The organism is Ureibacillus sp. FSL K6-0165, from assembly GCF_038004285.1.
Classification (GTDB): domain Bacteria; phylum Bacillota; class Bacilli; order Bacillales_A; family Planococcaceae; genus Ureibacillus; species Ureibacillus thermosphaericus.
On record NZ_JBBOQS010000001.1, the window covers coordinates 77,279 to 100,850 of the forward strand.

The 23,572-nt window shown below is 38.0% G+C and carries 22 protein-coding genes; 1 reads left to right on the forward strand and 21 read right to left on the reverse strand.

Going from position 1 to position 23,572, the window contains the following annotated elements:
* Positions 1 to 49: 49 nt before the first annotated feature.
* The 15 genes from NST00_RS00370 to NST00_RS00440 form a co-directional block, all read right to left on the reverse strand.
* Positions 50 to 1,345: a methyl-accepting chemotaxis protein gene (locus NST00_RS00370; RefSeq protein ID WP_340709479.1), complete on the reverse strand. Its 1,296-nt coding sequence runs from the start codon at positions 1,343 to 1,345 to the stop codon at positions 50 to 52.
* Positions 1,329 to 1,793, reverse strand: a complete 465-nt coding sequence (locus NST00_RS00375; RefSeq protein WP_016837252.1) for a low molecular weight protein arginine phosphatase — start codon at positions 1,791 to 1,793, stop codon at positions 1,329 to 1,331. The genes NST00_RS00370 and NST00_RS00375 overlap by 17 nt, the downstream gene beginning before the upstream one ends.
* Positions 1,794 to 1,815: 22 nt before the next feature.
* Positions 1,816 to 2,313, reverse strand: coding sequence for a manganese efflux pump MntP (locus NST00_RS00380; RefSeq protein ID WP_016837253.1), 498 nt, complete (start codon positions 2,311 to 2,313; stop codon positions 1,816 to 1,818).
* Between the two features lie 119 nt (positions 2,314 to 2,432).
* Positions 2,433 to 3,482, reverse strand: a complete 1,050-nt coding sequence (locus NST00_RS00385) for an L-threonylcarbamoyladenylate synthase (protein ID WP_016837254.1) — start codon at positions 3,480 to 3,482, stop codon at positions 2,433 to 2,435.
* Between the two features lie 156 nt (positions 3,483 to 3,638).
* Complete coding sequence (locus NST00_RS00390; protein WP_016837255.1) at positions 3,639 to 4,232, reverse strand: stage II sporulation protein R; 594 nt, start codon at positions 4,230 to 4,232, stop codon at positions 3,639 to 3,641.
* A gap of 45 nt (positions 4,233 to 4,277) precedes the next feature.
* Positions 4,278 to 5,141: a peptide chain release factor N(5)-glutamine methyltransferase gene (gene prmC / locus NST00_RS00395; RefSeq protein WP_026018984.1), complete on the reverse strand. Its 864-nt coding sequence runs from the start codon at positions 5,139 to 5,141 to the stop codon at positions 4,278 to 4,280.
* A complete protein-coding gene (gene prfA / locus NST00_RS00400) occupies positions 5,128 to 6,204 on the reverse strand; it encodes a peptide chain release factor 1 (protein WP_016837257.1) in 1,077 nt (358 codons plus the stop codon). The genes prmC and prfA overlap by 14 nt, the downstream gene beginning before the upstream one ends.
* Positions 6,205 to 6,677: 473 nt before the next feature.
* Complete coding sequence (locus NST00_RS00405; RefSeq protein ID WP_168412685.1) at positions 6,678 to 7,250, reverse strand: thymidine kinase; 573 nt, start codon at positions 7,248 to 7,250, stop codon at positions 6,678 to 6,680.
* A gap of 88 nt (positions 7,251 to 7,338) precedes the next feature.
* Positions 7,339 to 7,539 carry a 50S ribosomal protein L31 gene (rpmE, locus tag NST00_RS00410; protein WP_016837259.1) on the reverse strand — a complete coding sequence of 67 codons (201 nt, stop codon included), beginning with the start codon at positions 7,537 to 7,539 and terminating at the stop codon, positions 7,339 to 7,341.
* 186 nt (positions 7,540 to 7,725) lie between these two features.
* Entirely contained in the window at positions 7,726 to 9,003 is a 1,278-nt protein-coding gene (gene rho / locus NST00_RS00415; RefSeq protein WP_016837260.1) for a transcription termination factor Rho, read from the reverse strand.
* 126 nt (positions 9,004 to 9,129) lie between these two features.
* The gene (glpX, locus tag NST00_RS00420; RefSeq protein ID WP_016837261.1) at positions 9,130 to 10,092 is read right to left on the reverse strand and encodes a class II fructose-bisphosphatase; all 963 of its coding nucleotides are present in this window, start codon (positions 10,090 to 10,092) and stop codon (positions 9,130 to 9,132) included.
* Between the two features lie 190 nt (positions 10,093 to 10,282).
* Positions 10,283 to 11,569 carry a UDP-N-acetylglucosamine 1-carboxyvinyltransferase gene (locus NST00_RS00425; protein WP_016837262.1) on the reverse strand — a complete coding sequence of 429 codons (1,287 nt, stop codon included), beginning with the start codon at positions 11,567 to 11,569 and terminating at the stop codon, positions 10,283 to 10,285.
* A gap of 191 nt (positions 11,570 to 11,760) precedes the next feature.
* Positions 11,761 to 12,411 (reverse strand): fructose-6-phosphate aldolase, encoded by a 651-nt coding sequence (gene fsa, locus NST00_RS00430; RefSeq protein WP_339289225.1) that lies wholly within the window; start codon positions 12,409 to 12,411, stop codon positions 11,761 to 11,763.
* A 146-nt stretch (positions 12,412 to 12,557) separates the two neighbouring features.
* The gene (locus NST00_RS00435) at positions 12,558 to 13,415 is read right to left on the reverse strand and encodes a class II fructose-bisphosphate aldolase (protein ID WP_016837264.1); all 858 of its coding nucleotides are present in this window, start codon (positions 13,413 to 13,415) and stop codon (positions 12,558 to 12,560) included.
* Positions 13,416 to 14,004: 589 nt separating this feature from the next.
* Positions 14,005 to 14,382 (reverse strand): response regulator, encoded by a 378-nt coding sequence (locus tag NST00_RS00440; protein ID WP_168412684.1) that lies wholly within the window; start codon positions 14,380 to 14,382, stop codon positions 14,005 to 14,007.
* 168 nt (positions 14,383 to 14,550) lie between these two features.
* On the opposite strand from NST00_RS00440, the gene NST00_RS00445 reads away from it, so the two are divergent.
* Positions 14,551 to 15,081: a DUF2529 family protein gene (locus NST00_RS00445; protein WP_340709480.1), complete on the forward strand. Its 531-nt coding sequence runs from the start codon at positions 14,551 to 14,553 to the stop codon at positions 15,079 to 15,081.
* A 148-nt stretch (positions 15,082 to 15,229) separates the two neighbouring features.
* Here the strand turns inward: NST00_RS00445 and NST00_RS00450 are convergent, their stop codons facing one another.
* From NST00_RS00450 to NST00_RS00475, 6 genes are all read right to left on the reverse strand, one after another.
* On the reverse strand, positions 15,230 to 16,837 hold the full coding sequence (locus tag NST00_RS00450; protein ID WP_016837268.1) for a CTP synthase: 1,608 nt from the start codon (positions 16,835 to 16,837) through the stop codon (positions 15,230 to 15,232).
* A gap of 402 nt (positions 16,838 to 17,239) precedes the next feature.
* A complete protein-coding gene (gene rpoE, locus NST00_RS00455) occupies positions 17,240 to 17,824 on the reverse strand; it encodes a DNA-directed RNA polymerase subunit delta (protein ID WP_026018985.1) in 585 nt (194 codons plus the stop codon).
* Positions 17,825 to 17,893: 69 nt separating this feature from the next.
* Complete coding sequence (locus NST00_RS00460) at positions 17,894 to 18,052, reverse strand: hypothetical protein (RefSeq protein ID WP_016837270.1); 159 nt, start codon at positions 18,050 to 18,052, stop codon at positions 17,894 to 17,896.
* Positions 18,053 to 18,303: 251 nt separating this feature from the next.
* On the reverse strand, positions 18,304 to 21,597 hold the full coding sequence (gene icmF / locus NST00_RS00465; protein WP_016837271.1) for a fused isobutyryl-CoA mutase/GTPase IcmF: 3,294 nt from the start codon (positions 21,595 to 21,597) through the stop codon (positions 18,304 to 18,306).
* A gap of 158 nt (positions 21,598 to 21,755) precedes the next feature.
* On the reverse strand, positions 21,756 to 22,391 hold the full coding sequence (locus NST00_RS00470) for a TetR/AcrR family transcriptional regulator (protein WP_096550314.1): 636 nt from the start codon (positions 22,389 to 22,391) through the stop codon (positions 21,756 to 21,758).
* 5 nt (positions 22,392 to 22,396) lie between these two features.
* Positions 22,397 to 23,536 carry an acyl-CoA dehydrogenase gene (locus NST00_RS00475; RefSeq protein WP_016837273.1) on the reverse strand — a complete coding sequence of 380 codons (1,140 nt, stop codon included), beginning with the start codon at positions 23,534 to 23,536 and terminating at the stop codon, positions 22,397 to 22,399.
* Between the last annotated feature and the right edge of the window lie 36 nt (positions 23,537 to 23,572).

Genomic DNA, 23,572 nt, shown 5'->3' on the forward strand with positions numbered 1-23,572 from the left:
TATATCCCCCTAGAAAGTTCCTTTAAACATATCCCCAGTTTCATAGAAATTAGTTTGAACGATCGAATTGTTGAATGAATCTGTATAATTGCTCAGACTGTTGTTTTAATTCTTGGGAAAGTTTTTCTACTTGCTCTAAACTTACAGCTTGTTCATCTGTTGAACCTTTCACTTCTGTAGCACCAGCAGATGTTTCTTCTGCAATCGCTGCAACTTCTTGGGATTGACGAGCAGTCGTTTCAATATTTTCCATTTGTTTCTCAATTAATTGTGAAATTTGAATAACAGCATCTGCCATTTCGCGTACGCTAGTTGACATTTGCTCAACAATCGCTGTTGCTTCTGTAATTTTCGTTGATTCTTTTTTCGCGAATGTTACTTGTTCATTCATTTGTCTTACAACGACATGCACGTTTTCTTGCATCGTTTTAATTAAATCTGCAATTCCTTGTACTGCCTTCGCACTTTCATCTGCAAGATTGCGCACTTCTTCAGCTACAACAGCAAAACCTTTTCCATGCTCACCAGCTCTTGCTGCCTCAATTGATGCATTCAATGCAAGCAAGTTTGTTTGTGCGGCAATATCACCAACAAGACTAATGATATTCCCAATTTGCTCAGCATTTTTTTCCAATTGATGAATGCTCTCAAGTGCTTTTTCATTTCCTAACGTAATTTTTTGAATGCTTTCAATCAAGTTGTTAAAAGCACTCGAAGTAATTTTTAAGTTTTCGATAATTTGCAAAGATTCTTCTCTTGAGTTCAATGCTTTTCGATTTACTTCCGAAGCCAATTGTCTCACATCTTCAATGGCTTCAACTGTTTCTTGAACCGCAATTGCAGAAGCTTCTGCCCCCGCTGAAATTTGTCCAACGGTTTCAGCAATACCCTCTGCTTTTCTTGTAGCTCTCGTTGTTTGCTCGGATAGTTCAATAATGGTTTCATTCGTTTTTTGGAAGTTTACATCAATGCTTTCAACCATTTGACGTAAATTTTGCAACATCAGTTGGAAAGCTTCTGCCACTGAACGAATTTCGTCATGAGTTTTTGGCATTTCCACATCTTGCCCAATTTTACCTTCCGCTACTCTCGTTGCTGTTTTCTCAAGTTTTTCAAGCGGTTTCGTCAATACAACGCTACATACGGCAGCTAAAATACATGACCAAGTAATACCTAGTAAGTATGTAATAATCTCAAAGATAAGTTTGTTTGAAAATATGCTAAATTGCGAGAAAAAGTAAGGATGTAAAAAGCGGATGAATACAAAGCTTGTTGAATAAGTGACAATGGCTAAAACTCCAACAAATAGAACAAGCTTCCAGCGAATACTAAATGTTTTCTTCATCTTCTTTACCACCTCCAGTTATTTTGTTCACTAATTCCTCAATGAGTCGATTTAATTCTTCATATGTGTTTTTATATGTGTTCAAATCACCACCATAAGGATCGGATACATCCAAAGAACTATATGGTGTTACATATTCTTTAAGAGTATAAGTTTTTCCTCTTGCTTGTTCATAAAATTGTAGAATCATATCGCGGTGAGCGGCTGTCATCGTTAAAATTAAATCTGCCCATGCAATATCTTCTTCATTTACTTGTCTTGTTGTGTGATGAAATTGAATATTTTCTTGCTCTAAAACGCTTTTAGAATGTTCTGATATCTTCCCTCCTTCTAGTGCGTATATCCCTGCTGACTTCACTTGGATGCCATCGATATTTTTGTGCTTTAAGATGGCTTCTGCCATCGGACTTCTACATGTATTTCCTGTACAAACAAAATAAATATTCATGGTACCCTCTCACTCTTCCTTATTACTGATCCCATAATGTATATACACTTATTGTAATCAAAGATAAGCCCGCAATCCATTTAAATGGCGTACCTTTAAATAAAATGCCAGCTTTTGCTATATGTAATGCTATATATGATAGGATAAAAGTCCATATTCCTGCACTTAGTATAAAGTAATACTTTTGTAAGTTAAGCATACCAAAAGAAATGCTCACTGAAAAGGTGTCTAAACTTGCTGTAATGGCTAATAATCCAATCGGAAGAGTGCGATGTCCATTTTTTGAGGATAAAATAATTTGTAATCCGATAAAAAATAAAAGAATGCTAGATACAATATTGGACCATTGCATAAAAATCTGAAGCATCCAATTTCCTAAAGTAAATCCGATGACTGGAAAAATCATATGAAGAATGGCTGTCCACATAGAAAGTAAAAAACGGCTTTTTACATCTGTAATTAATAAATAGAGTGCTACCACATCAAGTGAAACAATAAGACCCGAAAAAATTTCTTGCAATCAGCGTCCTCTTTTCTCCCAGAAAGATTTATACCATCTTATGAATTAGAAGACACAAATATTAAGGGAGCCAGGCACTTTTCAGGAGGTGCCTGGCTCTTCTATGATTGTCTCAATTTTCAAGTAGTGGTGCTAGGTGTTCCATACCATTTTCCTCCAGCAGCTTTGTGGAGGCGATTCATAATTGCTGCGCCAACTCCTTCAGTTGTAGTGGTTGTTGCTAATATGATTGAAGCATCCGTTTTATCACACGCACGGAGATCGTCGTATAATTTCGCCGCCATTTGCTCTTTATCTTCCTCTTCACCATACGGGAAAAAATAGTCCGCTGTTGTTGATGAAAAGTTAGATGGAGCAAGGAGAGCCACTTTATGTCCTTCTCGTTTCAATTCGTCAATGGCTCGTTCGATTCGCTCTCGATTATTTTCAATTAAATAAACAGGTGCATCTGGGGCATAATGGGTATACTTCATGCCAGGAGCTTTCGGAGTGGATTCAAGTTGCTGTTCTTTTGGCGTCGGTTCAATAACTTCACCGATTTCCTTCTCTATCATCTCCTTCGTTACACCACCTGGACGTAAAATAACTGGTGGATTTACCGTTACATCTATTACCGTTGATTCAATACCGATTCCAGTAGTGCCACCGTCCAAAATTAATGGGATTCGTCCTTGTAAATCTTCATAAACGTGCTCTGCTTTTGTAGGACTCGGCTTTCCGCTGCGGTTTGCACTAGGAGCTGCTACCGGTTTTTTCAACATTCTAAGCAAAGTCAATGCCACTTCATGATCTGGCATGCGAAGTCCAACCGTTGATAAGCCTGCTGTCACGCTTTTAGCAAGTACGTCTTTTTTTGCTTTCATAATTAAAGTGAGTGGACCAGGCCAAAAACGTTCCATTAAAGTTTTTGCCTTTTCTGGAATCTCTTCCACAAAATCCGTCACTTCTTCAACCGTTCCAATATGTACAATGAGGGGATTATCGGATGGGCGCCCTTTTGCTTCATAAATTTTTTTCACAGCTTCATCGTTTGTTGCCACTGCTCCAAGACCGTATACGGTTTCAGTTGGAAAAGCAACAACTTCCCCTTGATTTAATAAATCCACAGCTTGTGAATAAATTTTTTCTTTGTCCACGTTTTTATCCACAGTTAGTTGGATTGTTTCCATGTATGTCATCTCCTGAAAAAACTGAATTTCTGAAATATTATCCACATTTTGTGGATAGTTTTGTGCAAAATGTGTATAACTTTTCTGAAAATAGTGGAAAACCATGTCGAAATTTTTCTATTGGGTACCCAAAATCAAACTCGTATGTGTATAACTTTAAGCAAACAACTTTTTTAGCCATTCCCACACAATGAAACGAACTTCTTTTTGCTCTTCTTCTTGTTTCACTTCTTCTTTTTCGCTTGGACGTTCGCACAAATTAGAAAAAATACTGCACCAGAAGTTGTCCCCGCGTCCTGCACCAATCGTTAATACTAATGTATCGTAATACGCTTGTGGATAAAAAGTATTCCCTTCGATTTTTGGTGGCGTTAAATGTTCACCGATATTAATTTTTACATCGTATTGTGAATAATTTTGCTGAACATATGTGGCTAATTTTGCGAAAGCTTCATCATTATCCACATTGTTATATTCATTGTGTAAAATTTCTGCAAAGATCGGCTGTAGATTTGCAACCATCTCATTTTTTAATTGTTGATCGGCCTTTGTGTTGCTGTTTGCAATGACGCGGATTTTTAATGAATCATCTAGCATGTTTTCTCGAGCTTCATAGAATTTTTCTACCATATCTGGAACCATTAATAGAAAACAATATACAGCTAAACTAGAAGCAATTAATTTTAAAATACTGATTATCGGCTGAATTGGGTCTTTTTCATTTCTTATAATCTCGTAATCATTTAACATAATTCAATCCCTCCCTGCCATCATAATGGACAGGAAGGAAGATTTTTATACATCGATTATACAAAAAACAAATCTATTTTTTTTGTTAATATCTTTTACTATTTCTACTTTAGCTTGTGGAAAACTTGATTTTAAAAGATTTGCCACCGCTTCTCCTTGTCTGTATCCGATTTCTACTCCCACCAAAGCTCGTTTATTTAATAAGTTTGGTAGTGATTGAGCTAATCGCTTGTAAAACTCGAGCCCATTATCCTTTGCAAAGAGCGCAAGATGCGGTTCGTGATCCAATACAACATCAGACATTTCTTCTGCTTCTTGATAGGCGATGTATGGTGGATTCGATAAAATCACATCCCATTTTTCATTTGCGATTGGTTCTGTTAAATCGCCTAAGCGAAAATCAATAGCTGCCTGCAAATTTTCTGCATTGCTTTTAGCAGTATTAAGGGCTGCCTCTGAAATATCCGTAGCTGACACTTTTGCGTTTGGCCATTCAAGCTTCATCGTAATCGCAATGATGCCGCTGCCTGTACCGATGTCTGCAATGTTTAGTTCCTTATTTTCACCGAAAAGTTGTTTCATGCGGTCAATGGCTCCGACAATCAATTCTTCCGTTTCAGGACGTGGAATTAATACAGATTCATCTACATGAAAGGTTCTTCCATAAAATTCTTCTATCCCCGTAATATATTGAACCGGTCTCCCATTCGCATGTTGCTCCACCATTTGTTGGTATTGTTCCAGCTTTTGTTGTGGCATTTCTTCGTGCATGCGCATCATGAGCCCTGAGTAATTTGTTTCGTATAAATATTGCAATAAAATTCTTGCAGCATTTTCGTCACGACCATGTTCCGTTAAAAAAGAAGAAGCCCAATGGAGGGCCTCAAACACAGTATTATGCTTCTTCATTTAGCTGAGCTAGTTTGGAAGCTTGTTCGTCCATGATGAGTGCATCAATGATTTCATCAAGCTTCCCTTCCATTACTTGATCTAGTTTTTGAATGGTTAAACCGATACGATGGTCAGTGACGCGGTTTTGCGGATAGTTGTACGTGCGAATGCGCTCTGAACGGTCTCCTGTACCAACAGCAGATTTTCTCGCTGCATCTAATTCTTGTTGCTTTTCTCGGTTGTATAAATCTGCTACACGCGCACGAAGAATTCTTAACGCTTTTTCACGGTTTTTAATTTGGGAGCGTTCATCTTGCATAGAAACGACAATCCCAGTTGGAATATGCGTCATACGAACAGCAGACATTGTTGTGTTAACGGATTGTCCACCTGCTCCGGATGATGCGAAAGTATCAACTCGGATATCTTTTTCATGAATTTCTACTTCCACTTCTTCCACTTCTGGTAGGACGGCAACTGTTGCAGTAGATGTATGAATACGTCCTTGGGATTCTGTTTGTGGTACCCGTTGTACGCGGTGAGCACCGTTTTCGAATTTAAATTTCGAATAAGCGCCATGACCATTAATCATAAAGATAATTTCTTTATATCCACCACTTGGGCTTGGAGAAGCTTCCATCACTTCTACTTTCCATCCTTGAGATTCAGCGTAACGAGTATACATGCGGAATAAGTCCCCAGCGAAAATGTTTGCTTCATCCCCACCAGCTGCTCCGCGAATTTCCATAATAACGTTTTTGTCATCATTCGGGTCTTTAGGAATTAGCAGAATTTTTAATTGCTGTTCAAGGTCTTCGATTTTCCCTTTTAAAGTGTTGAACTCTTCTTTCACCAGTTCATGCATCTCTGGATCGAGTTTTTCTTCAAGCATTTCTCTTGCTTCTTCTAATTCAGCTTTTGTTTTTTTATATTCTCTGTATACTTCAACCGTTTCTTGTATGTCTGATTGTTCTTTTGAGTATTGGCGAAGTTTTTTGGCATCGTTTACGATGTCAGGATCGCTGAGTAATTCGTTTAATTTTTCGTAGCGATCTTCCACTGCTTGCAGTTTATCAAACATGTAGTTCACCTCTATTTTTGTTCGGTTTATATGAAAAAGTGTTGTGCTTTGTAATTTCTTAGACTTTATTAGTATAAAGAAAATGCAAGTGATGTGCTACTAGTTCATCAATTTTTGGAAAGTGATACTTTCTTGTGCAAATGGATGCAATGCCTGGGTAATTGGTGCTTGCTCATGAGAATAGGAAATTCCCACTGATTAATCCTCTGCTCGTGAGGATAGCACTACCACTTGTGTGGATAACTCCCTTGCTCGTGCGGATACATTCCCACTTGTGTGGATAACATCCGCGCTCGTGCGGAAGAATCCTCGGCTTGTGTGGATAATACTCCAGCTTGTGCAGATAGACCCTTGGCTTGCGCGGATAGCACTCCACTTGTGTGGATAACACCCTCGCTCGTGCGGATAGTACAACTGCTTGTGTAGGTACTACCTTATCCCTGTTAACACCCTAACATCATTGCTTCAATTAATCACAATGGCGGATTGGCATGGCATTTACGGCAGACAGGATAATATGTATCATTACCACCAATTTGTATTTGTTCACCAACGTAAATCGGTTTTCCATTTTCATCAATCCGCAAATTCATTGTTGCTTTTTTATGGCAGAACCAACAAATTGTTTTCATTTCTTCAATTTTATCCGCGTAAATTAACATATATTTGCTACCTTCAAACAACTCATTTTGAAAGTCGTTTTTTAAACCGAAGCCCATCACCGGAATATCTAATACATCCACAATTTTCGTTAATTGTAATACATGTTCCTTCTTTAAAAATTGCACTTCATCAACAAGAATGCAAAACAATTTTTCCGGATGGTTTTTCACGATTTCAAAAATGTTTGTATCGTCAAAAATAGGAATAGCTTTTCTGCGTAATCCAATGCGACTTGAAACGTATCCGACTTCATCCCGATTATCAATTCCAGACGTAAACATTAATACCGGTTTATTCTGCTCTTCATAATTATGTGCAACTTTTAAAATTTCAATTGATTTTCCGCTGTTCATTGCACCATATTTAAAAAATAGTTGAGCCATCGTTCTCCCTCTTTTTTACTACTTGGTGGTATGTAGAAATACTATCAAAAAAATGCCTGCCATTTTGTTGGCAGGCATTTTATGCTTCCTATTTGAGACCGTATTTTTTGTTGAAACGATCCACACGACCATCAGCAGCCGCGAATTTTTGACGTCCAGTGTAGAATGGGTGACATTCGTTGCAAACCTCAACGCGAATGTCAGCTTTCACTGAACCTGTTTGGAATGTGTTACCACATGAGCAAGTAACTGTTGCAGTGTAGTACTCTGGATGAATTCCTTGTTTCATATTCGTTTACTCCTCCCGCCCTGAACCATTCTGGAACAGAGTTATTTATCGTACTGTGCCTTACGTAACCCGAATATGCCAGTTACATATGCACACGTTACATACTCGACTATATTATCATACTACTTTTGAATATTCAAGGTAAAGTATAAATGAATTTAAAATAGAAATCAAAGGATTAATCCTTTATAAAAGACCTCTACCTTTTGCTTTTTTCATTTCTTCGTTTAAAATTTCAAAAAACTCTTCGTTAGATTCTGTTGAACGAAGTTTTTTCAAGAAACGTTCTGTAAAGTCTGGAGCATCGGTAAAGGTTTTTCGAATTGCCCATAGTTTATCTAATTGCTCTTGCGGAATTAACAATTCTTCTTTCCTTGTGCCGGATCGACGAATATCGAGTGCCGGGAAAATTCGGCGTTCTGCAAGATTACGATCTAAATGCAACTCCAAGTTACCTGTCCCTTTAAACTCCTCGTAAATTACTTCGTCCATACGCGACCCCGTATCGATTAAAGCAGTCGCTAATATTGTTAAACTGCCGCCCTCTTCAATATTTCGCGCTGACCCAAAGAAGCGTTTTGGTCGATGGAATGCCGCAGGGTCAATACCACCGGATAATGTTCTTCCACTTGGCGGAATTACTAAGTTGTAAGCGCGTGCAAGTCTTGTGATAGAATCCATTAAAATAATTACATCTCGCTTATGTTCAACGAGGCGACGTGCACGTTCCAATACTAATTCTGCAACTTTCACATGGTTTTCTGGTAATTCATCAAATGTCGAACTAACGACATCTGCTTTAACAGAGCGTTCAATATCAGTTACTTCTTCTGGACGTTCATCAATTAATAATACAATTAGTTCAGCTTGCGGATAGTTTGTAGTGATAGCATTAGCAATTTCTTTTAACAATGTAGTTTTACCAGCTTTTGGTGGCGCCACAATTAATCCTCGTTGTCCAAATCCAACGGGAGCAACTAAATCCATTATTCTTGTCGATAATTTATCAGGTGTTGTTTCGAGTTTGATTTGTCGATTAGGGTAGAGTGGAGTTAGAGCTGGGAAGTGAACGCGTTCTTTCGCAATTTCCGGGTCTTCTCCGTTAACCGCGTCTACTTGAAGTAATCCGTAATATCGTTCGTTTTCTTTTGGTGGGCGTACTTTACCAGAAACTTTATCACCATTTCGAAGGTCAAAACGGCGAATTTGAGATGCAGAAATATAAATGTCTTCTTTGGAAGGTGAATAGTTAATCGGTCGCAGGAAGCCAAACCCTTCAGAATTGACAATTTCTAATATCCCTTCCATAAAGAAGTACCCTTCTTGTTCTGAACGAGATTTTAATATGGCAAAAATCAATTCTTTTTTTGTTAATTTGCTATAATAAGAAATCTTATATTCCCTTGCGAGATTATATAATTCTTTCAATGTCATGTTTTCTAATTGAGCAATCGTAAGAGTCATAGCATTACTCCAGTCTTTATAAATTTTTAATGTCTATGGAAAATTACTAGTGGATTTGGAAGGTAGAAGATGTCTGATGCATATTTTTAATATACTATCAGACATCTTAATATGGGAAGAATTTATTTATTTTTCGTAATTTGGTTTTTTAATCATATTGTGGCGACCTTCAATGAAACGAACTGTACCTGTTTTTGCACGCATAACAAGTGAGTTTGTTAAGCAATATTCCCCTTTATATTGAACGCCTCTTAATAGTTCACTATCTGTCACTGCTGTCGCAGCAAAAATAGCGTCATCACCTTTTACAAGGTCATCTAAGTATAACACTTTGGAAACATCTAATCCCATGCTAATACAACGTTTCAATTCATCATCGTTTTGTGGGACTAATCGCCCTTGGAAATCTCCGCCTAAACATTTTAATGCTACAGCGGATATCACGCCTTCTGGTGCTCCTCCAGTACCGAACATGATGTCGATACCCGTTTCATCGAATGCTGTGCTAATTGCAGCACTCACGTCACCATCTTGAATGAATTTAATGCGGGCTCCAGCAGCACGAATTTCATCTACGATATGTTGGTGGCGAGGTCTATCAAGTAAAATTGCAACGACGTCAGAAATTGATTTATTTTTTGCTTCTGCTACGGCCCTTAAATTTTCTGTGACAGAAGCGTTTATGTCAACTTTCCCTTTACTTTCAGGACCGACCGCAATTTTTTCCATATACATATCTGGTGCATTTAATAAATTTCCTCGGTCCGCAATGGCAACGACCGTCATTGCCCCATTTCCACCTTTAGCAACAATGTTTGTTCCTTCTAAAGGGTCTACGGCAATATCCACTTCAGGACCGCCATTGCGAAGGCCTAGTTCTTCACCAATATACAGCATTGGTGCTTCATCCATTTCACCTTCACCAATCACAACTCTACCGTGCATAGGGATTGTATCAAACAAAGCACGCATTGCTGAAGTAGCTGCTTGATCTGCTTCATTTTTCAGACCGCGCCCCATCCATTTGGCAGATGCAATTGCTGCTGCTTCAGTGACGCGAACTATTTCCATCGTTAAACTACGTTCCATTATTTTATTTTCCTCCTGCTACAAGTACGAAAACTTCCATATACCATTGTACCATAATTGTAAACTGCCCACCACCTAGTTGGAGTGTGGGCATTTAACCTTTACTTGTATCAACATTTACGAGAAAATTCGTCTCTCCCCTAGGCTAACAATTAAATTTTTTCAGGTGAGAGACTTCTTACGGTCATGTTTAAATTTTCTCAACTCTTTCAACAGTGCTTACCGTTATTGATTCTTTGCGTATATTTGCTCCGAGACTGCGCAATTTCTCAATAAAATTACTGTATCCTCTTTCAATATGATAAATATCTCGGATTTCTGTTTCTCCTTCTGCTAATAAACCAGCCAGCACTAAAGCTGCACCTGCTCGAAGATCTGTTGCAGTCACCTTTGAACCGTGCAATTTTGTTGGTCCTTGAATGATTGCCGTATTTCCTTCTACTCGAACATTTGCGTTCATTCGTCTTAATTCATCAATATGTTTAAAACGAGAAGTATAAATGGTTTCCGTTATTTTTGAGGCACCGATTGCTTGTGTCATCAATACAGAGAGTGGTTGCTGAACATCAGTGGGGAATCCTGGATATACAAGGGTTTTTACGTCTACCGCTTGCAATTCATCCGATTTTGGAATAAAGATGCTCTCTTCTCCTTCTTCCACTCTTACTCCCATTTCACGTAATTTTGCTGTTACCGCTTCTAAATGGAGTGGAATGATGTTATCAATCGTGACTCCATCTCCCAACGCAGCCGCCATAATCATATAAGTGGCTGCTTCAATACGGTCTGGAATAATCACATGCTTCGTACCATGAAGTTCATCGACACCTTCAATACGGATGACACTTGTTCCAGCTCCTTTAATGTTCGCACCCATGTTTGTCAAAAGTGTGGCAACATCAATAATTTCTGGTTCTTTCGCAGCATTCTCAATAATCGTTCTGCCTTTCGCTCGAACAGCTGCAAGCATTATGTTAATCGTCGCACCGACGCTCGCAACGTCCAAATAAATTTTCGTTCCAATTAATTCTTCTGCTCTTAAATAAATTGCGCCGTGTTCATTTGTCACTTTCGCCCCTAATGCTTCAAACCCTTTTATATGTTGATCGATTGGGCGCGGTCCTAAAAAGCATCCTCCAGGAAGACCGATGACAGCTTTTTTAAACCGACCTAGCATCGCTCCCATGAGGTAATAGGAAGCACGAAGTTTTTTCACATTGCCATTAGGTAATGGAATCGGCGTCATATTTGTAGGATCAATCGTCATTTGTCCATTTTCGAAAATAACTTCTCCACCTATTTCCTCAAGTAGAGCTTTCAACGTGAAAGCATCTGAAATTTCGGGAATCCCACCGATTGTCACCGGAGAATTAGCTAGGATTGACGCGGGTATTAACGCAACGGCACTATTTTTGGCTCCACTGACTTTGACTGTTCCTTTGAGACGATTTCCGCCAATAATTTTATATACATCCATAAGCGTTCTCCCTCGTGATTGGAAAGTTTCCTTTATTATGGTCTTTTTTCCGCTTAACTACGCATTTATAAAATAAATTCATTTGTAATATTTAGTTTATTTCTACATCACAAAAATTGAGATAACAATTTTGTCTTTTCTTTATTCTTTTCTGATAATGGAACAAACTAAACTACATCCTGGGAATTATATTATTTATTACTACGTTTTTCCCAGTCAGCTAAAAATGCTTCAATTCCTTTATCCGTTAATGGATGATGAAACAGTTGTTTTAGCACTTTAAATGGCACTGTGGCAATATCCGCACCAGCTAAAGCAGCCTCTACTACATGTTGCGGATGGCGAATGGATGCAGCAATGATTTCCGTTTCAATGTGATGAATATCAAAGATTTCTGCAATTTGCGCCACTAGTTGTACACCATTTTGTCCGATATCATCTAATCGACCTAAGAAGGGAGATACGTATGTGGCACCAGCACGAGCAGCTAGAAGGGCTTGGTTGGCACTAAATATTAAAGTGACATTTGTTTTAATGCCTTTTTCGGAAAAATATTTACATGCTTTTAATCCTTCTGGTGTCATCGGTAATTTTACTGTAATATTTGGAGCAATTTTTGATAATTCTAGTCCTTCTTTAATCATTCCTTCTGCATCTAGCGAAATCACTTCTCCACTAACAGATCCGTCAACGAGTTCCGCTATTTCACGTAGTCTGTCATGGAAAGAGATTCCTTCTTCTTTTGCAACTAATGATGGATTTGTCGTTACTCCTGACAGAATCCCCCAAGAGTGCGCTTCTTTTATTTCATCGAAGTTCGCTGTATCAATAAAAAATTTCATGATAGCCCTCCCCAATTTCATTAAAAATGAAGAGAAGGTCGTACGCTCGACACTTCCCTTGTATTGTTTTCGAAGTGATATTTTTGTTATTAAAAACTATACTAGACACTTATTGTTAAAAAATAAACGATTATTTTGAACTATTTTTATGCTTTGTTTGAGCTTCCAAATTCACGAATTTTTCCGATTACTGTTTCTTTAATTGCTTCACGAGCTGGACCTAAGTATTTTCTTGGGTCATAAAGGTTCGCATCTTTTTCTAGAATTTCACGAACAACTCTTGTTGCTGCAATTTGGTTTTCAGTATTTACGTTAATTTTTGCTGTACCTAATGAAATTGCACGTTGAATATCTTTTGTTGGGATTCCAGTTCCGCCGTGAAGTACGAGTGGAAGGCCTGTTAATTGAGAAATTTCCTCCATCTCTTTGAAGCCAAGTTTTGGTTCGCCTTTATACGGACCATGAACAGAACCAAGTGCTGGAGCTAAGCAATCAATGTCAGTCAACTCCGCTAATTGTTTACATTCTTGCGGATCAGCATAAATAATACCTTCTCCAACGACATCATCTTCTTGTCCGCCTACGATACCAAGTTCCGCTTCTACAGAAACACCTTTTGAGTGTGCATATTCAACAACTTTTTTTGTAATTTCTACGTTTTCTTCAAATGGTTTGTGGGATGCATCAATCATAACAGAAGTGAAGCCAGCATCTACTGCCTCTTTACATTTTTCAAAGCTGGAGCCGTGGTCTAAGTGGATGGCAACAGGAACTGTAATGTTGTAGCTTTCCATTAAGCCTTTCACCATGTGTACAACAGCAACGAATCCGCCCATATATTTTCCGGCACCTTCAGAAACGCCAAGAATTACCGGTGATTTTTCTTCTTCAGCAGCTTGTAAAATGGCTTGTGTAAATTCTAAGTTGTTAATATTAAATTGACCAACCGCATATTTTCCTTCTTTCGCTTTAATCAACATTTCTTTCATCGATACTAATGGCATTATACAAATCCTCCTCAGGATGGTTAATTTAATAATGTTTTCCGTTTTAATAGTACCAAAATCAACTTTCCCCCACAAGTAGTGAGCAAATGTTGTGGAACGCTTGAGTTTGTGTGTTGGATCCTTACTCGGGCGGGTACTTCTTATGTGGATGGATTCTTACTGGAGAGGGTACTTCTTTGGCTTGTTCGGATGAATCCATATTCAGGGGGTGCTTCTTTGGCTTGTGCAGATGCAACTTTTGCTCTTGCGAATGCGCCCTTCTTGTGCGGATATTTTCCTTGCTCGTGTGGATACGACTTTGATTCGTGTGGATTTACCTCTGACTCGTGCAAATGTCTCCTTACTTATGCATATATAACCTTAACTCGTGTGGATATACCCTGTCTTGAGAGATAATCCCCTGACTCGTGCGAATGCGCCCTACTCTCGTGCAGATACAACCTTAACTCGTGTAGATGCACCCTATTCTTGTGCAGATAGAATCCTAGCATGTGTGTCTACACTTATTCTTCATCCCAATTATGATGAATCTTTTCTTCTACGATTACCTGAAAAAAATAACCGTCCCAAAACTTGGAACGGCCATTTATTCGGATAAAACTTTCTTTCTATTTATCATCTTAATCACAGCATCTTTTAATTCAAAAATATTAAAGGGTTTCGTAAAATAATAGTCAGCTCCATAACAATTAGCTTGTTTCACCATTTCAGCTTCTTCATATGCGGACATGATAAATACTGGCATTTCAGGGTACAAAGTTTTTATTTTCCTTAGTATCTCTTTTCCGTCAATTCCTGGTAATTTCATATCAAGAAGGACACCGTCCATTCTCGAATTTTCTATTAATTGAAGTGCTTCAGGCCCATTTGATGCTAAATACGTTTTCACTCCTTCCCTTTTGAAAATCTCGTCGAGCAACATTCTGATTCCTCTTTGATCGTCCACAATCAATATTTTTTTCACAGTCTTTTCCCCTTAAAACATTTTTTCCCTAACCTTCCTTTTCCCTTAATTTTATTATAATAAACATGAATTTTACTTTGATATATAAAAAATTTACATACTTCCATCACAATTATGTAATTTTGCATTTCAAAGAATAGAAAATTATAATTGGTTTGAGGTGGAAATATGTCAAAAATACTCGCTACACAATTAAATGGTTTATATCAAAAAATTGTTCAAAACGAAGAGGATGCAATTGAACAAACTGCCCGCCTTCTCGCACAAGCCAGTGTCGGTGAAGGGAGTGTTTACTTTGCTTGTTTTGATGAACTGCAAGCAATTGAATCCTACGCTTTATCTAACAAAGAACAACCATTTTTAAATCTCGTAAAATGGTCACCTGATGTTGAAATTCGTGAAACTGATCGAGTTTTAATATTTGCAAAAAGTTGTCAAGATAAAGAAGCCCTTCAACTTGCGAAGAAATTATATGAACAATTTATCCCTTTTGCAGCAGTAGCAAGCGAAGTTCCAAGCAATGATAATGAGTTAAGCGATCTTGCTTATACTTATATATCGATGCATGTTCGAGGTGGATTAATTCCCCATCCTACGAATTTAGGCGAACGGGTTGTTATTCCTCACCTACATGCTGGTCTCTTTATTTATGAAGCAATTAAACTTGCTTATGATGAAATGTTAGAAGATGAAATATAATCTTTGTTTACCTTTTATTATTTTCAAATATAGTCAATTGTTTATTAATATAATGAAAATAGTAAAAAAATACAGTTTTTCCTTTTTTATCTGATATTTCATCATAATAAAAAGACTACCTTAAATGGTAGTCTTTTTTCATTAGCATTTATTGATTTTTGCGGTATTTGAAAGCTGCTCCGATAAACTCACGGAATAAAGGTTGCGGGCGTTGTGGACGAGAAACAAATTCAGGATGGAATTGGCATCCAAGGAAGAATTTTTTCTCTGGTAATTCGATAATTTCCACTAAACGATTGTCAGGGCTTGTACCTGAGAATACGAGTCCCTCAGCTTCCATTGCTTCACGGAATTCATTATTGAATTCATAACGGTGGCGATGACGTTCATATACTAACTCATCTTGATAAGCTTGTTCAGCACGAGAACCTTCTTTTAATTTACATGGATATAAACCTAAGCGTAATGTTCCGCCTAAATCCATATTTTCTTTTTGGTCTGGTAGTAAATCTATGATTGGATATGGAGTATCTTTCACAATTTCTGTTGTATGCGCTCCTTTTAATCCTAGAACATTTCGAGCAAATTCAATTGCCATCATTTGCATTCCTAAACAAATACCAAGGAATGGCACATCGTTTTCACGAGCATATTTAATTGCTGTGATTTTTCCTTCTGTACCGCGATTTCCAAATCCGCCAGGTACAATAATTCCGTCTGCATCTTTCAATAATTCATGCACATTTACTTCTGTAATATCTTCAGCGTTAATCCAATCGATGCAAATATCGGAATCGTAAACGTAACCAGCATGTTTTAAAGCTTCAACAACTGAAATATATGCGTCTTGTAACTCAACATATTTTCCAACAAGCGCAATGCGTGTTTTATGTTTTAAGTTTTTCACCTTATGCACTAGCTCTTTCCAATCAGACATATCAGCTTCTGGTGCTTCGATTCCGAAATACTCTAATACAATATCATCTAAATCTTGAGCATGTAGATTTAATGGCACTTCATATAAATGTTCCACATCTCGAGACTCAATAATGTTGCGAGGGGATACATCACAGAATAATGCTAATTTTTCTTTCATGTCCTCAGAAACTGGTTGTTCTGTACGCACAACTAAAATATTTGGTTGGATACCTAAAGAACGCAATTCTTTTACTGAATGTTGAGTTGGTTTTGTTTTTAATTCACCTGCAGCTCTGATGTAAGGGATTAGTGTACAGTGAACATACATCACATTTTCTGCACCTAAATCAGATTTCATTTGACGGATTGCTTCTAAGAATGGAAGCCCTTCGAAATCTCCAACTGTTCCCCCTACTTCCGTAATTACGATATCCGCACTTGTTTCTCTTCCAGCACGTTGAATGCGCTCTTTAATTTCATTTGTCACGTGAGGAATAACTTGAACTGTTTTTCCATTATAGTCACCGCGACGCTCTTTCGCTAAAACTGTTTGATATATTTTACCGGAAGTTACCGTAGAATGTTTACCTAAATTAATGTCAATAAAACGTTCATAGTGCCCTAAGTCTAAGTCTGCTTCAGCACCGTCATCAGTAACGAATACCTCACCATGTTGATAAGGGCTCATCGTACCAGGATCTATATTTAAATATGGATCGAATTTTTGAATCGTCACTTGCAAGCCTCGATTTTTTAATAGTCTACCTAATGATGAAGCAACAATCCCTTTACCTAAGGACGATACTACTCCACCAGTTACAAAAATATACTTCGTCATTTGTAAAATTCCTCCTCAAATATTTCCACTTTTATAAAATTAAATAACTTATACTAAATCATTGCTGAATGTTAACTCATCAATAATCCTTTATTCATTTTTTCCTTTTCCTACATTTCCATGCTTACAAGCAACGTTCCAAAAGAGAAAGCACTAAACACAATTACCGAAATTTCCTCATGGCTTGTATTATACACTTCTCTGTGGAACATGTTTATAGGAAATAGGCTTCCTCAAGAACAAAAAATAAAAAACGCTCCTCCTGCATTTTGCAGGGGGAGCGTGAATATATCACGTTCATTCTCCTTCTTAAGGAGCCCAAATAAAAGATTAAACGGAACAAATTAATAAGTCAAGTAGTTTATATAAAAACCATTAAATTTACATATTTACAAAAATTTATTATTCTTCCTCTTCATCGATTTCTACATCTAATTCTTCATCGTCGATTAATAACTCTTCATCACCATCGATTAAATCATCATCGACTTCATCAATATCATCTGGAAGATCTACATCTAAATCATCAAGAGCATCATCGAAGTCGTCCACAAGTTCATCATCGAAGTCGATATCTTCTTCATCTTCATCCAAGAACTCTTCAAATTCTTCTTCAAATACTAAATCATCTTCATCAATGATTTCTTCGTCATCATCAAAGACAGCCATTCTCGCTCTACGTTTACGAGTTTTAATAGTAGGTGCTGTTTCTTCTTCGATTGTTTCGATTTTATACCATTCACGAAGTCCCCACGTGTTATCGTGGTTTAATAAGAAACGACCATCTACATTTAAATCCGTAAAAAATTGTACCAATACTTGTTTAACTTCTTCTTCAGAAAGCCCTTTTAATTCTTTAATTTCATCTAATAAATCGAAAAATGGAGTAGCTGTTTTTTTCTCTTCTAGAATTGCAAACGCTAAGTCTACTAACGATTCTTCTGCTATTTGCTCTTTTGTCATTTCACGAATCTTCAACTCGTGCACGCCCTTTCTTTAATACATACATTACACATGTTAACCATTATATACAAATAATTGTATACTATGCTAGATTCATTTATTGTTTTTTATTTTATAAAAATCTCTGATTGCCATATAAAATAAATAACCTGACAAGATGAGAAGCGGTATTGCTCCTAATTGTTTATTATACAAAAAGAAGGTTGCAATTAGGCATGATAAAATCATAAAATAGTGTCCGTATTGTTTCACTTGCAACCCTCCTCTTCTTGTAACAAACATTATAGCCAATTTTCCTCCAAAGATGATAAAATTTGCAACAATTTTTTATGAAGAAGAGAAAAATTTTCAACTTTTTCTATGTATATGTATAAGAAGAGGAAGCGCTCAGAAGCTAAAAACTTCGAACGTTCCCCCTGAATATTAACAACTAGGTGAAAATTACAACACCTAATATTTTATTATGTGCACTTTATATTTGTAAAAAATTCTATCCATAAACATTACATGTTTCTTCGATATTGGCCGCCAACTTCGTACAGTGCTTTCGTAATTTGACCGAGACTTGCTACTTTTACTGTTTCCATTAATTCTTCAAAAATATTGCCGCCAGAAAGTGCAACTTCTTGCAATCGTTTTAATGCTTGGGCACACTCATCTTTATTGCGGTCTTGGAATACTCGTAAGTTTCGAATTTGTTGTTCCTTTTCTTCCTTCGATGCACGAGCCACTTCTAATTTATCAATTTCTTCAATGGAAGCATTCGGATTAATGTACGTATTCACACCGATAATTGGTAGTTCTCCGGAATGTTTCAATTGTTCATAATACATGGATTCTTCTTGAATTTTTCCGCGTTGATATTGCGTTTCCATCGCTCCAAGAACGCCACCACGGTCATTAATTCGCTCAAATTCTTCAAGCACTTTTTCTTCTACTAAATCCGTTAATTCTTCTACGATGAATGAGCCTTGTAATGGGTTTTCATTTTTCGATAAACCATGCTCTTTCGTAATGATCATTTGAATAGCCATCGCTCTTCTTACTGATTCTTCCGTTGGCGTTGTAATCGCTTCATCGTATGCATTTGTATGAAGTGAGTTACAGTTATCTTGTAACGCCATCAATGCTTGAAGCGTTGTACGAATATCGTTAAAGTCAATTTCTTGCGCATGCAAGCTGCGGCCAGATGTTTGAATATGGTATTTCAGCTTTTGGCTGCGTTCATTTGCACCGTATTTGTCGCGCATTACAATTGCCCAAATGCGACGAGCCACTCGACCAATCACTGTGTATTCTGGGTCAAGGCCATTTGAGAAGAAGAATGATAAATTCGGTGCAAAATCGTCAATGTGCATGCCACGGCTTAAATAATATTCCACGTACGTAAAGCCATTTGCTAGCGTAAAGGCTAATTGAGTAATTGGGTTTGCCCCAGCTTCCGCAATGTGATAGCCGGAAATTGATACAGAATAGTAGTTGCGAACTTTATGTTTAATGAAGTATTCTTGAATATCTCCCATCATACGAAGGGCGAATTCCGTTGAGAAGATGCAAGTGTTTTGGCCTTGGTCTTCTTTTAAAATATCCGCTTGTACCGTACCACGAACAACTTGTAGCGTTTGTTCTTTAATTTCTGTAAACTCTTCCACTGTTAAAATGCGACCTAATTCTTTTTCTTTCTTTTTCACTTGCTGGTCAATCGCTGTGTTCATGAACATCGCTAAAATGATTGGCGCTGGACCATTAATTGTCATCGATACAGATGTTGATGGGTGGCACAAATCAAAGCCTTCAAATAATTTTTTCATGTCATCAAGCGTGCAGACACTTACACCCGATTCACCAATTTTTCCGAAAATGTCTGGACGTTCATCTGGATCTTCTCCGTAAAGCGTTACAGAATCAAAAGCTGTTGATAAACGTTTTGCCGGATCATCTTTTGATAAGTAGTGGAATCGCTTATTTGTACGTTCTGGTGTTCCTTCTCCAGCAAATTGGCGTTTAGGATCTTCTCCTTGTCGCTTGAATGGAAATACTCCTGCTGTATACGGGAAGGAACCAGGAACATTTTCTTTATATACCCAGCGTAAAATTTCGCCGTAGTCTTTGAATTTTGGTAATGCCACTTTTGGGATTTTTGTTCCGGATAAAGATGTTGTTGTAAGTAATGTTCGAATTTCTTTATCGCGGATTTTTGTTACAAATTCTTCGCCTGCATATGCTTCTTTTACTTTCTCCCAGTTTTCTAAAATTCGTTTAGATTCTGGTGTTAATTCATTTTTTATTCCTTCCGCTAGTGTTTCGAGAGACTTGATAAGAACCTCATCCGGATTTTTTGCTTTTAATTCTTTGATTGTTCCTTCGATTTGGTAAAGTCTTGTTGCAAGTTCTGATTGTTGCTCTACTTTTTTATGATAGTTGCGAACTGTATCTACAATTTCGCGCAAATAGAATCGGCGGTCATTTGGAATGATCACATCTTGTTTTTCTGTTTTAGAGACGATTTCATAGGAAGTTTCCCAATTGTAGCCGAATTTTTCGTTGATTTTCTTCACAAGCGCTGCAAATAAAGCGTTTGTTCCTTTGTCGTTAAATTGACTAGCGATTGTGCCGTAAACCGGCATTTCGTCTAATTGTTGGTTCCATAATTCATGAGAACGTTGATATTGTTTTTGCACTTGACGAAGAGCGTCTTCAGAACCTTTTCGCTCAAATTTGTTGATAGCGATTAAATCAGCAAAATCAATCATGTCGATTTTTTCTAATTGCGTTGGTGCACCGAACTCGCTCGTCATCACATACATGGATAGGTCTGTATATTTCGTAATTTCCGCATCCCCTTGACCAATTCCACTTGTTTCTACAAAGATTAAATCAAAGCCCGCTGCTTTCACCACATCAAGAATATCGCCGATAGATGCAGAAAGTTCTGAACGAGATCCGCGCGTTGCAAGGCTTCTCATATATACTCGTTTATCGAAAATAGCATTCATGCGAATACGGTCACCAAGTAATGCCCCACCTGTTTTTTGTTTTGTCGGGTCAACAGAGAGAATCGCGATTCGCTTATCTGGGAACTCTCGTAAAAATCTTCGTACAAGTTCATCCGTAAGTGAAGATTTTCCAGCTCCCCCTGTTCCGGTGATGCCGACAACCGGCGTTCCTTTGCTTCTTTGGCGAGCTTGTTTCAACATTTCGGTAATTTCAGGGTCGCCGCCAACTTCCGCTGCCGTAATTAAGTTCGCTAATATTTCTGGTCGATCTGTCGATAATTTATCTAGAAGCTCTAAATAGTTCCCTCTCAGTGTTGAGAAGTCTGCTCCTTTGAGTTTTTCGTTTACCATTCCTTGCAACCCAAGGCGCATGCCGTCTTCTGGTGAGAAAATACCTGCAATACCATAGTCGTGGAGTTCTTTTATTTCTCTAGGTAATATAACTCCACCTCCACCTCCATAAATTTTGATGTGAGGTGCCCCTTTTTCTTTAAGCAGGTCGTACATGTATTTGAAGTACTCCATGTGACCGCCTTGATAAGAAGAAACAGCAACAGCTTGTGCATCTTCTTGAATCGCTGCGTTCACCACTTCTTCTACAGATCGGTTATGGCCAAGGTGAATTACTTCTGCCCCGCTTGCTTGAAGGATTCTTCTGATGATGTTTACCGATACATCATGACCGTCGAAAAGGCTAGATGCTGTAACGAATCGAACGTGATTCTTCGGACGATATACTTCCGTTGTTGGACGGTTTATTTCAGTCTTTGATGTCTTATTCTCTGTTTGCATTTGAACCATATAATAAAACCCCTTTCATTTAAAAGTGAACGAAATCTCCCGGTTGTTAAAGTGTACTTCTTTTCATGAAAGATGCACATCGAAGAAAAATAAGGTTGAGGCGATAAAACACCGCTTTGCAAACGAAGGTATCGTATGCAATTTAGCGGTGTTTACCCCTATTTTTCACGAAAATGTAGAATCCCCGATAAGAATAATCTCGTTTGCAATGCAATAAATTCTTCAGTTGTATATTTTTTGTGATACGCCCATTTGCGGAATGCCCAGCTTTGTCCTTGGATTACTAAGTGGTTTGCTGCTAAATAGATTTCTTGATCTGTCAGCTCTATTTCTCCCGATTTCACGCAAGATTTCAATATTTTCTCAAATAACGAAACCATCTCTAGCTCTTTGCTTAATACGTATTGCATTGCTTCTTTTGGCAATGATTTTGTCTCTTGATACATGACTGTAAATTCATCAATCATGCGATCAATTAACAAGAAGTATTGTCGAATTGCTTCTTCTAGTTCTTCAATTGTTCCCTTTTGCGTTGAAATGTCTGATAAACACATCGTTACTTTATTGTAGATGTGGTCACAAACTAAATAGAGTACATCTTCTTTCGTTCGAATGTATTCGTACAATGTTCCAATACTAAATCCAGCAGCTTTGGCTATTTCCCTTGTTGTTGCACGATGAAAGCCCTTTTCTTTAAATAATTTAACGCTTGCTTCAACGATTTGTTGGCGTCTTAATTCGATAAGGCTTTCATCTTTGACGGAAGTTTGTACGATAATTTTTTCCTTGCTCATACCTGTTACTTTGTCAACATGCGCGAGATTACAAGTCTTTGAATCTCTTGCGTTCCTTCATAGATTTGCGTAATTTTTGCATCACGCATGTAACGCTCAACAGGATATTCTTTCGTATAACCGTATCCTCCAAAGACTTGCACAGCTTCTGTCGTCACTTTCATTGCTGTATCTCCCGCCATCAATTTTGCCATCGCGCTTGCTTTTCCGTAAGGCAAGCCTTCGGATTCTAGCCAAGCTGCTTGATAAGTTAATAGTCTTGATGCTTCTACTGCTGTAGCCATATCTGCCAGTTTGAAAGAGATCCCTTGATTTGCTGCGATTGGTTTTCCGAATTGTTCGCGTTCTTTTGCATATTCAACAGCTGCATCCAACGCTCCTTGGGCAATTCCTACCGCTTGGGCTGCAATTCCGTTTCGTCCACCGTCTAATGTTTGCATTGCAATTTTAAAGCCTTCTCCTTCTGCACCAAGTAAGTTTTCTTTTGGAACTCGGCAGTTGTCAAAGATAATTTCTGCTGTAGGTGATGAACGGATTCCCATTTTGTCTTCTTTTTTCCCAACTTGGAAACCTGGGAAACTTGATTCAACGATAAAGGCGCTAACTCCTCTTGTTTTTGCTTCCGGATTTGTTAATGCGAAGACAATGTAGATGTCTGCGATACCACCATTTGTGATGAAGATTTTTGAACCGTTTAGCACGTATTCATCTCCATCCAGAACAGCTGTTGTTTTCATCGCGCCCGCGTCACTACCTGAACCAGGCTCAGTTAAGCAATATGCACCGATTTTCTTCCCTTCTGCCATAGGTCGAAGGTATTTTTGCTTTTGTTCTTCAGTACCGAATTTATAAACTGGCCAACCCGCTAATGAAGTATGAGCTGAGAGAGTTACACCTGTTGACGCACATACGCGAGAAAGTTCTTCTACAGCGATTACATAAGCTAAATAATCAAAGCCAGCTCCACCGTATTCCTCTGGCCAAGGGATTCCTGTCAGTCCAAGTTCTGCTAGTTTATCCCAAATTTCTCTATCAAAGCGTGCTTGCTCATCACGTTCTTGAGCTGTAGGTGCTACTTCATTTAGCGCGAAATCTCGTACCATTTCTCGCAGTTGTAAATGTTCTTCCGACAATTGGAAATTCATGGATATCCCCCTTTTTTTGAGTGTTTGGCACTTCTA

Excerpts from the sequence above, each read along its gene's own strand:
- NST00_RS00405 (WP_168412685.1), bottom strand. The coding sequence starts at position 7,250 with ATGGCTCAACTATTTTTTAAATATGGTGCAATGAACAGCGGAAAATCA.
- NST00_RS00385 (WP_016837254.1), bottom strand. The coding sequence starts at position 3,482 with ATGGAAACAATCCAACTAACTGTGGATAAAAACGTGGACAAAGAAAAA.
- NST00_RS00390 (WP_016837255.1), bottom strand. The coding sequence starts at position 4,232 with ATGTTAAATGATTACGAGATTATAAGAAATGAAAAAGACCCAATTCAG.
- prmC (WP_026018984.1), bottom strand. The coding sequence starts at position 5,141 with ATGAAGAAGCATAATACTGTGTTTGAGGCCCTCCATTGGGCTTCTTCT.
- NST00_RS00450 (WP_016837268.1), bottom strand. The coding sequence starts at position 16,837 with ATGACGAAGTATATTTTTGTAACTGGTGGAGTAGTATCGTCCTTAGGT.
- NST00_RS00425 (WP_016837262.1), bottom strand. The coding sequence starts at position 11,569 with ATGGATGTATATAAAATTATTGGCGGAAATCGTCTCAAAGGAACAGTC.
- NST00_RS00370 (WP_340709479.1), bottom strand. The coding sequence starts at position 1,345 with ATGAAGAAAACATTTAGTATTCGCTGGAAGCTTGTTCTATTTGTTGGA.
- fsa (WP_339289225.1), bottom strand. The coding sequence starts at position 12,411 with ATGAAATTTTTTATTGATACAGCGAACTTCGATGAAATAAAAGAAGCG.
- rpmE (WP_016837259.1), bottom strand. The coding sequence starts at position 7,539 with ATGAAACAAGGAATTCATCCAGAGTACTACACTGCAACAGTTACTTGC.
- NST00_RS00435 (WP_016837264.1), bottom strand. The coding sequence starts at position 13,415 with ATGCCATTAGTATCGATGAAAGAAATGTTGATTAAAGCGAAAGAAGGA.
- rho (WP_016837260.1), bottom strand. The coding sequence starts at position 9,003 with ATGACTCTTACGATTGCTCAATTAGAAAACATGACATTGAAAGAATTA.
- NST00_RS00445 (WP_340709480.1), top strand. The coding sequence starts at position 14,551 with ATGTCAAAAATACTCGCTACACAATTAAATGGTTTATATCAAAAAATT.
- glpX (WP_016837261.1), bottom strand. The coding sequence starts at position 10,092 with ATGGAACGTAGTTTAACGATGGAAATAGTTCGCGTCACTGAAGCAGCA.
- NST00_RS00375 (WP_016837252.1), bottom strand. The coding sequence starts at position 1,793 with ATGAATATTTATTTTGTTTGTACAGGAAATACATGTAGAAGTCCGATG.
- NST00_RS00475 (WP_016837273.1), bottom strand. The coding sequence starts at position 23,536 with ATGAATTTCCAATTGTCGGAAGAACATTTACAACTGCGAGAAATGGTA.
- NST00_RS00470 (WP_096550314.1), bottom strand. The coding sequence starts at position 22,391 with ATGAGCAAGGAAAAAATTATCGTACAAACTTCCGTCAAAGATGAAAGC.
- prfA (WP_016837257.1), bottom strand. The coding sequence starts at position 6,204 with ATGTTTGATAAACTGCAAGCAGTGGAAGATCGCTACGAAAAATTAAAC.
- icmF (WP_016837271.1), bottom strand. The coding sequence starts at position 21,597 with ATGGTTCAAATGCAAACAGAGAATAAGACATCAAAGACTGAAATAAAC.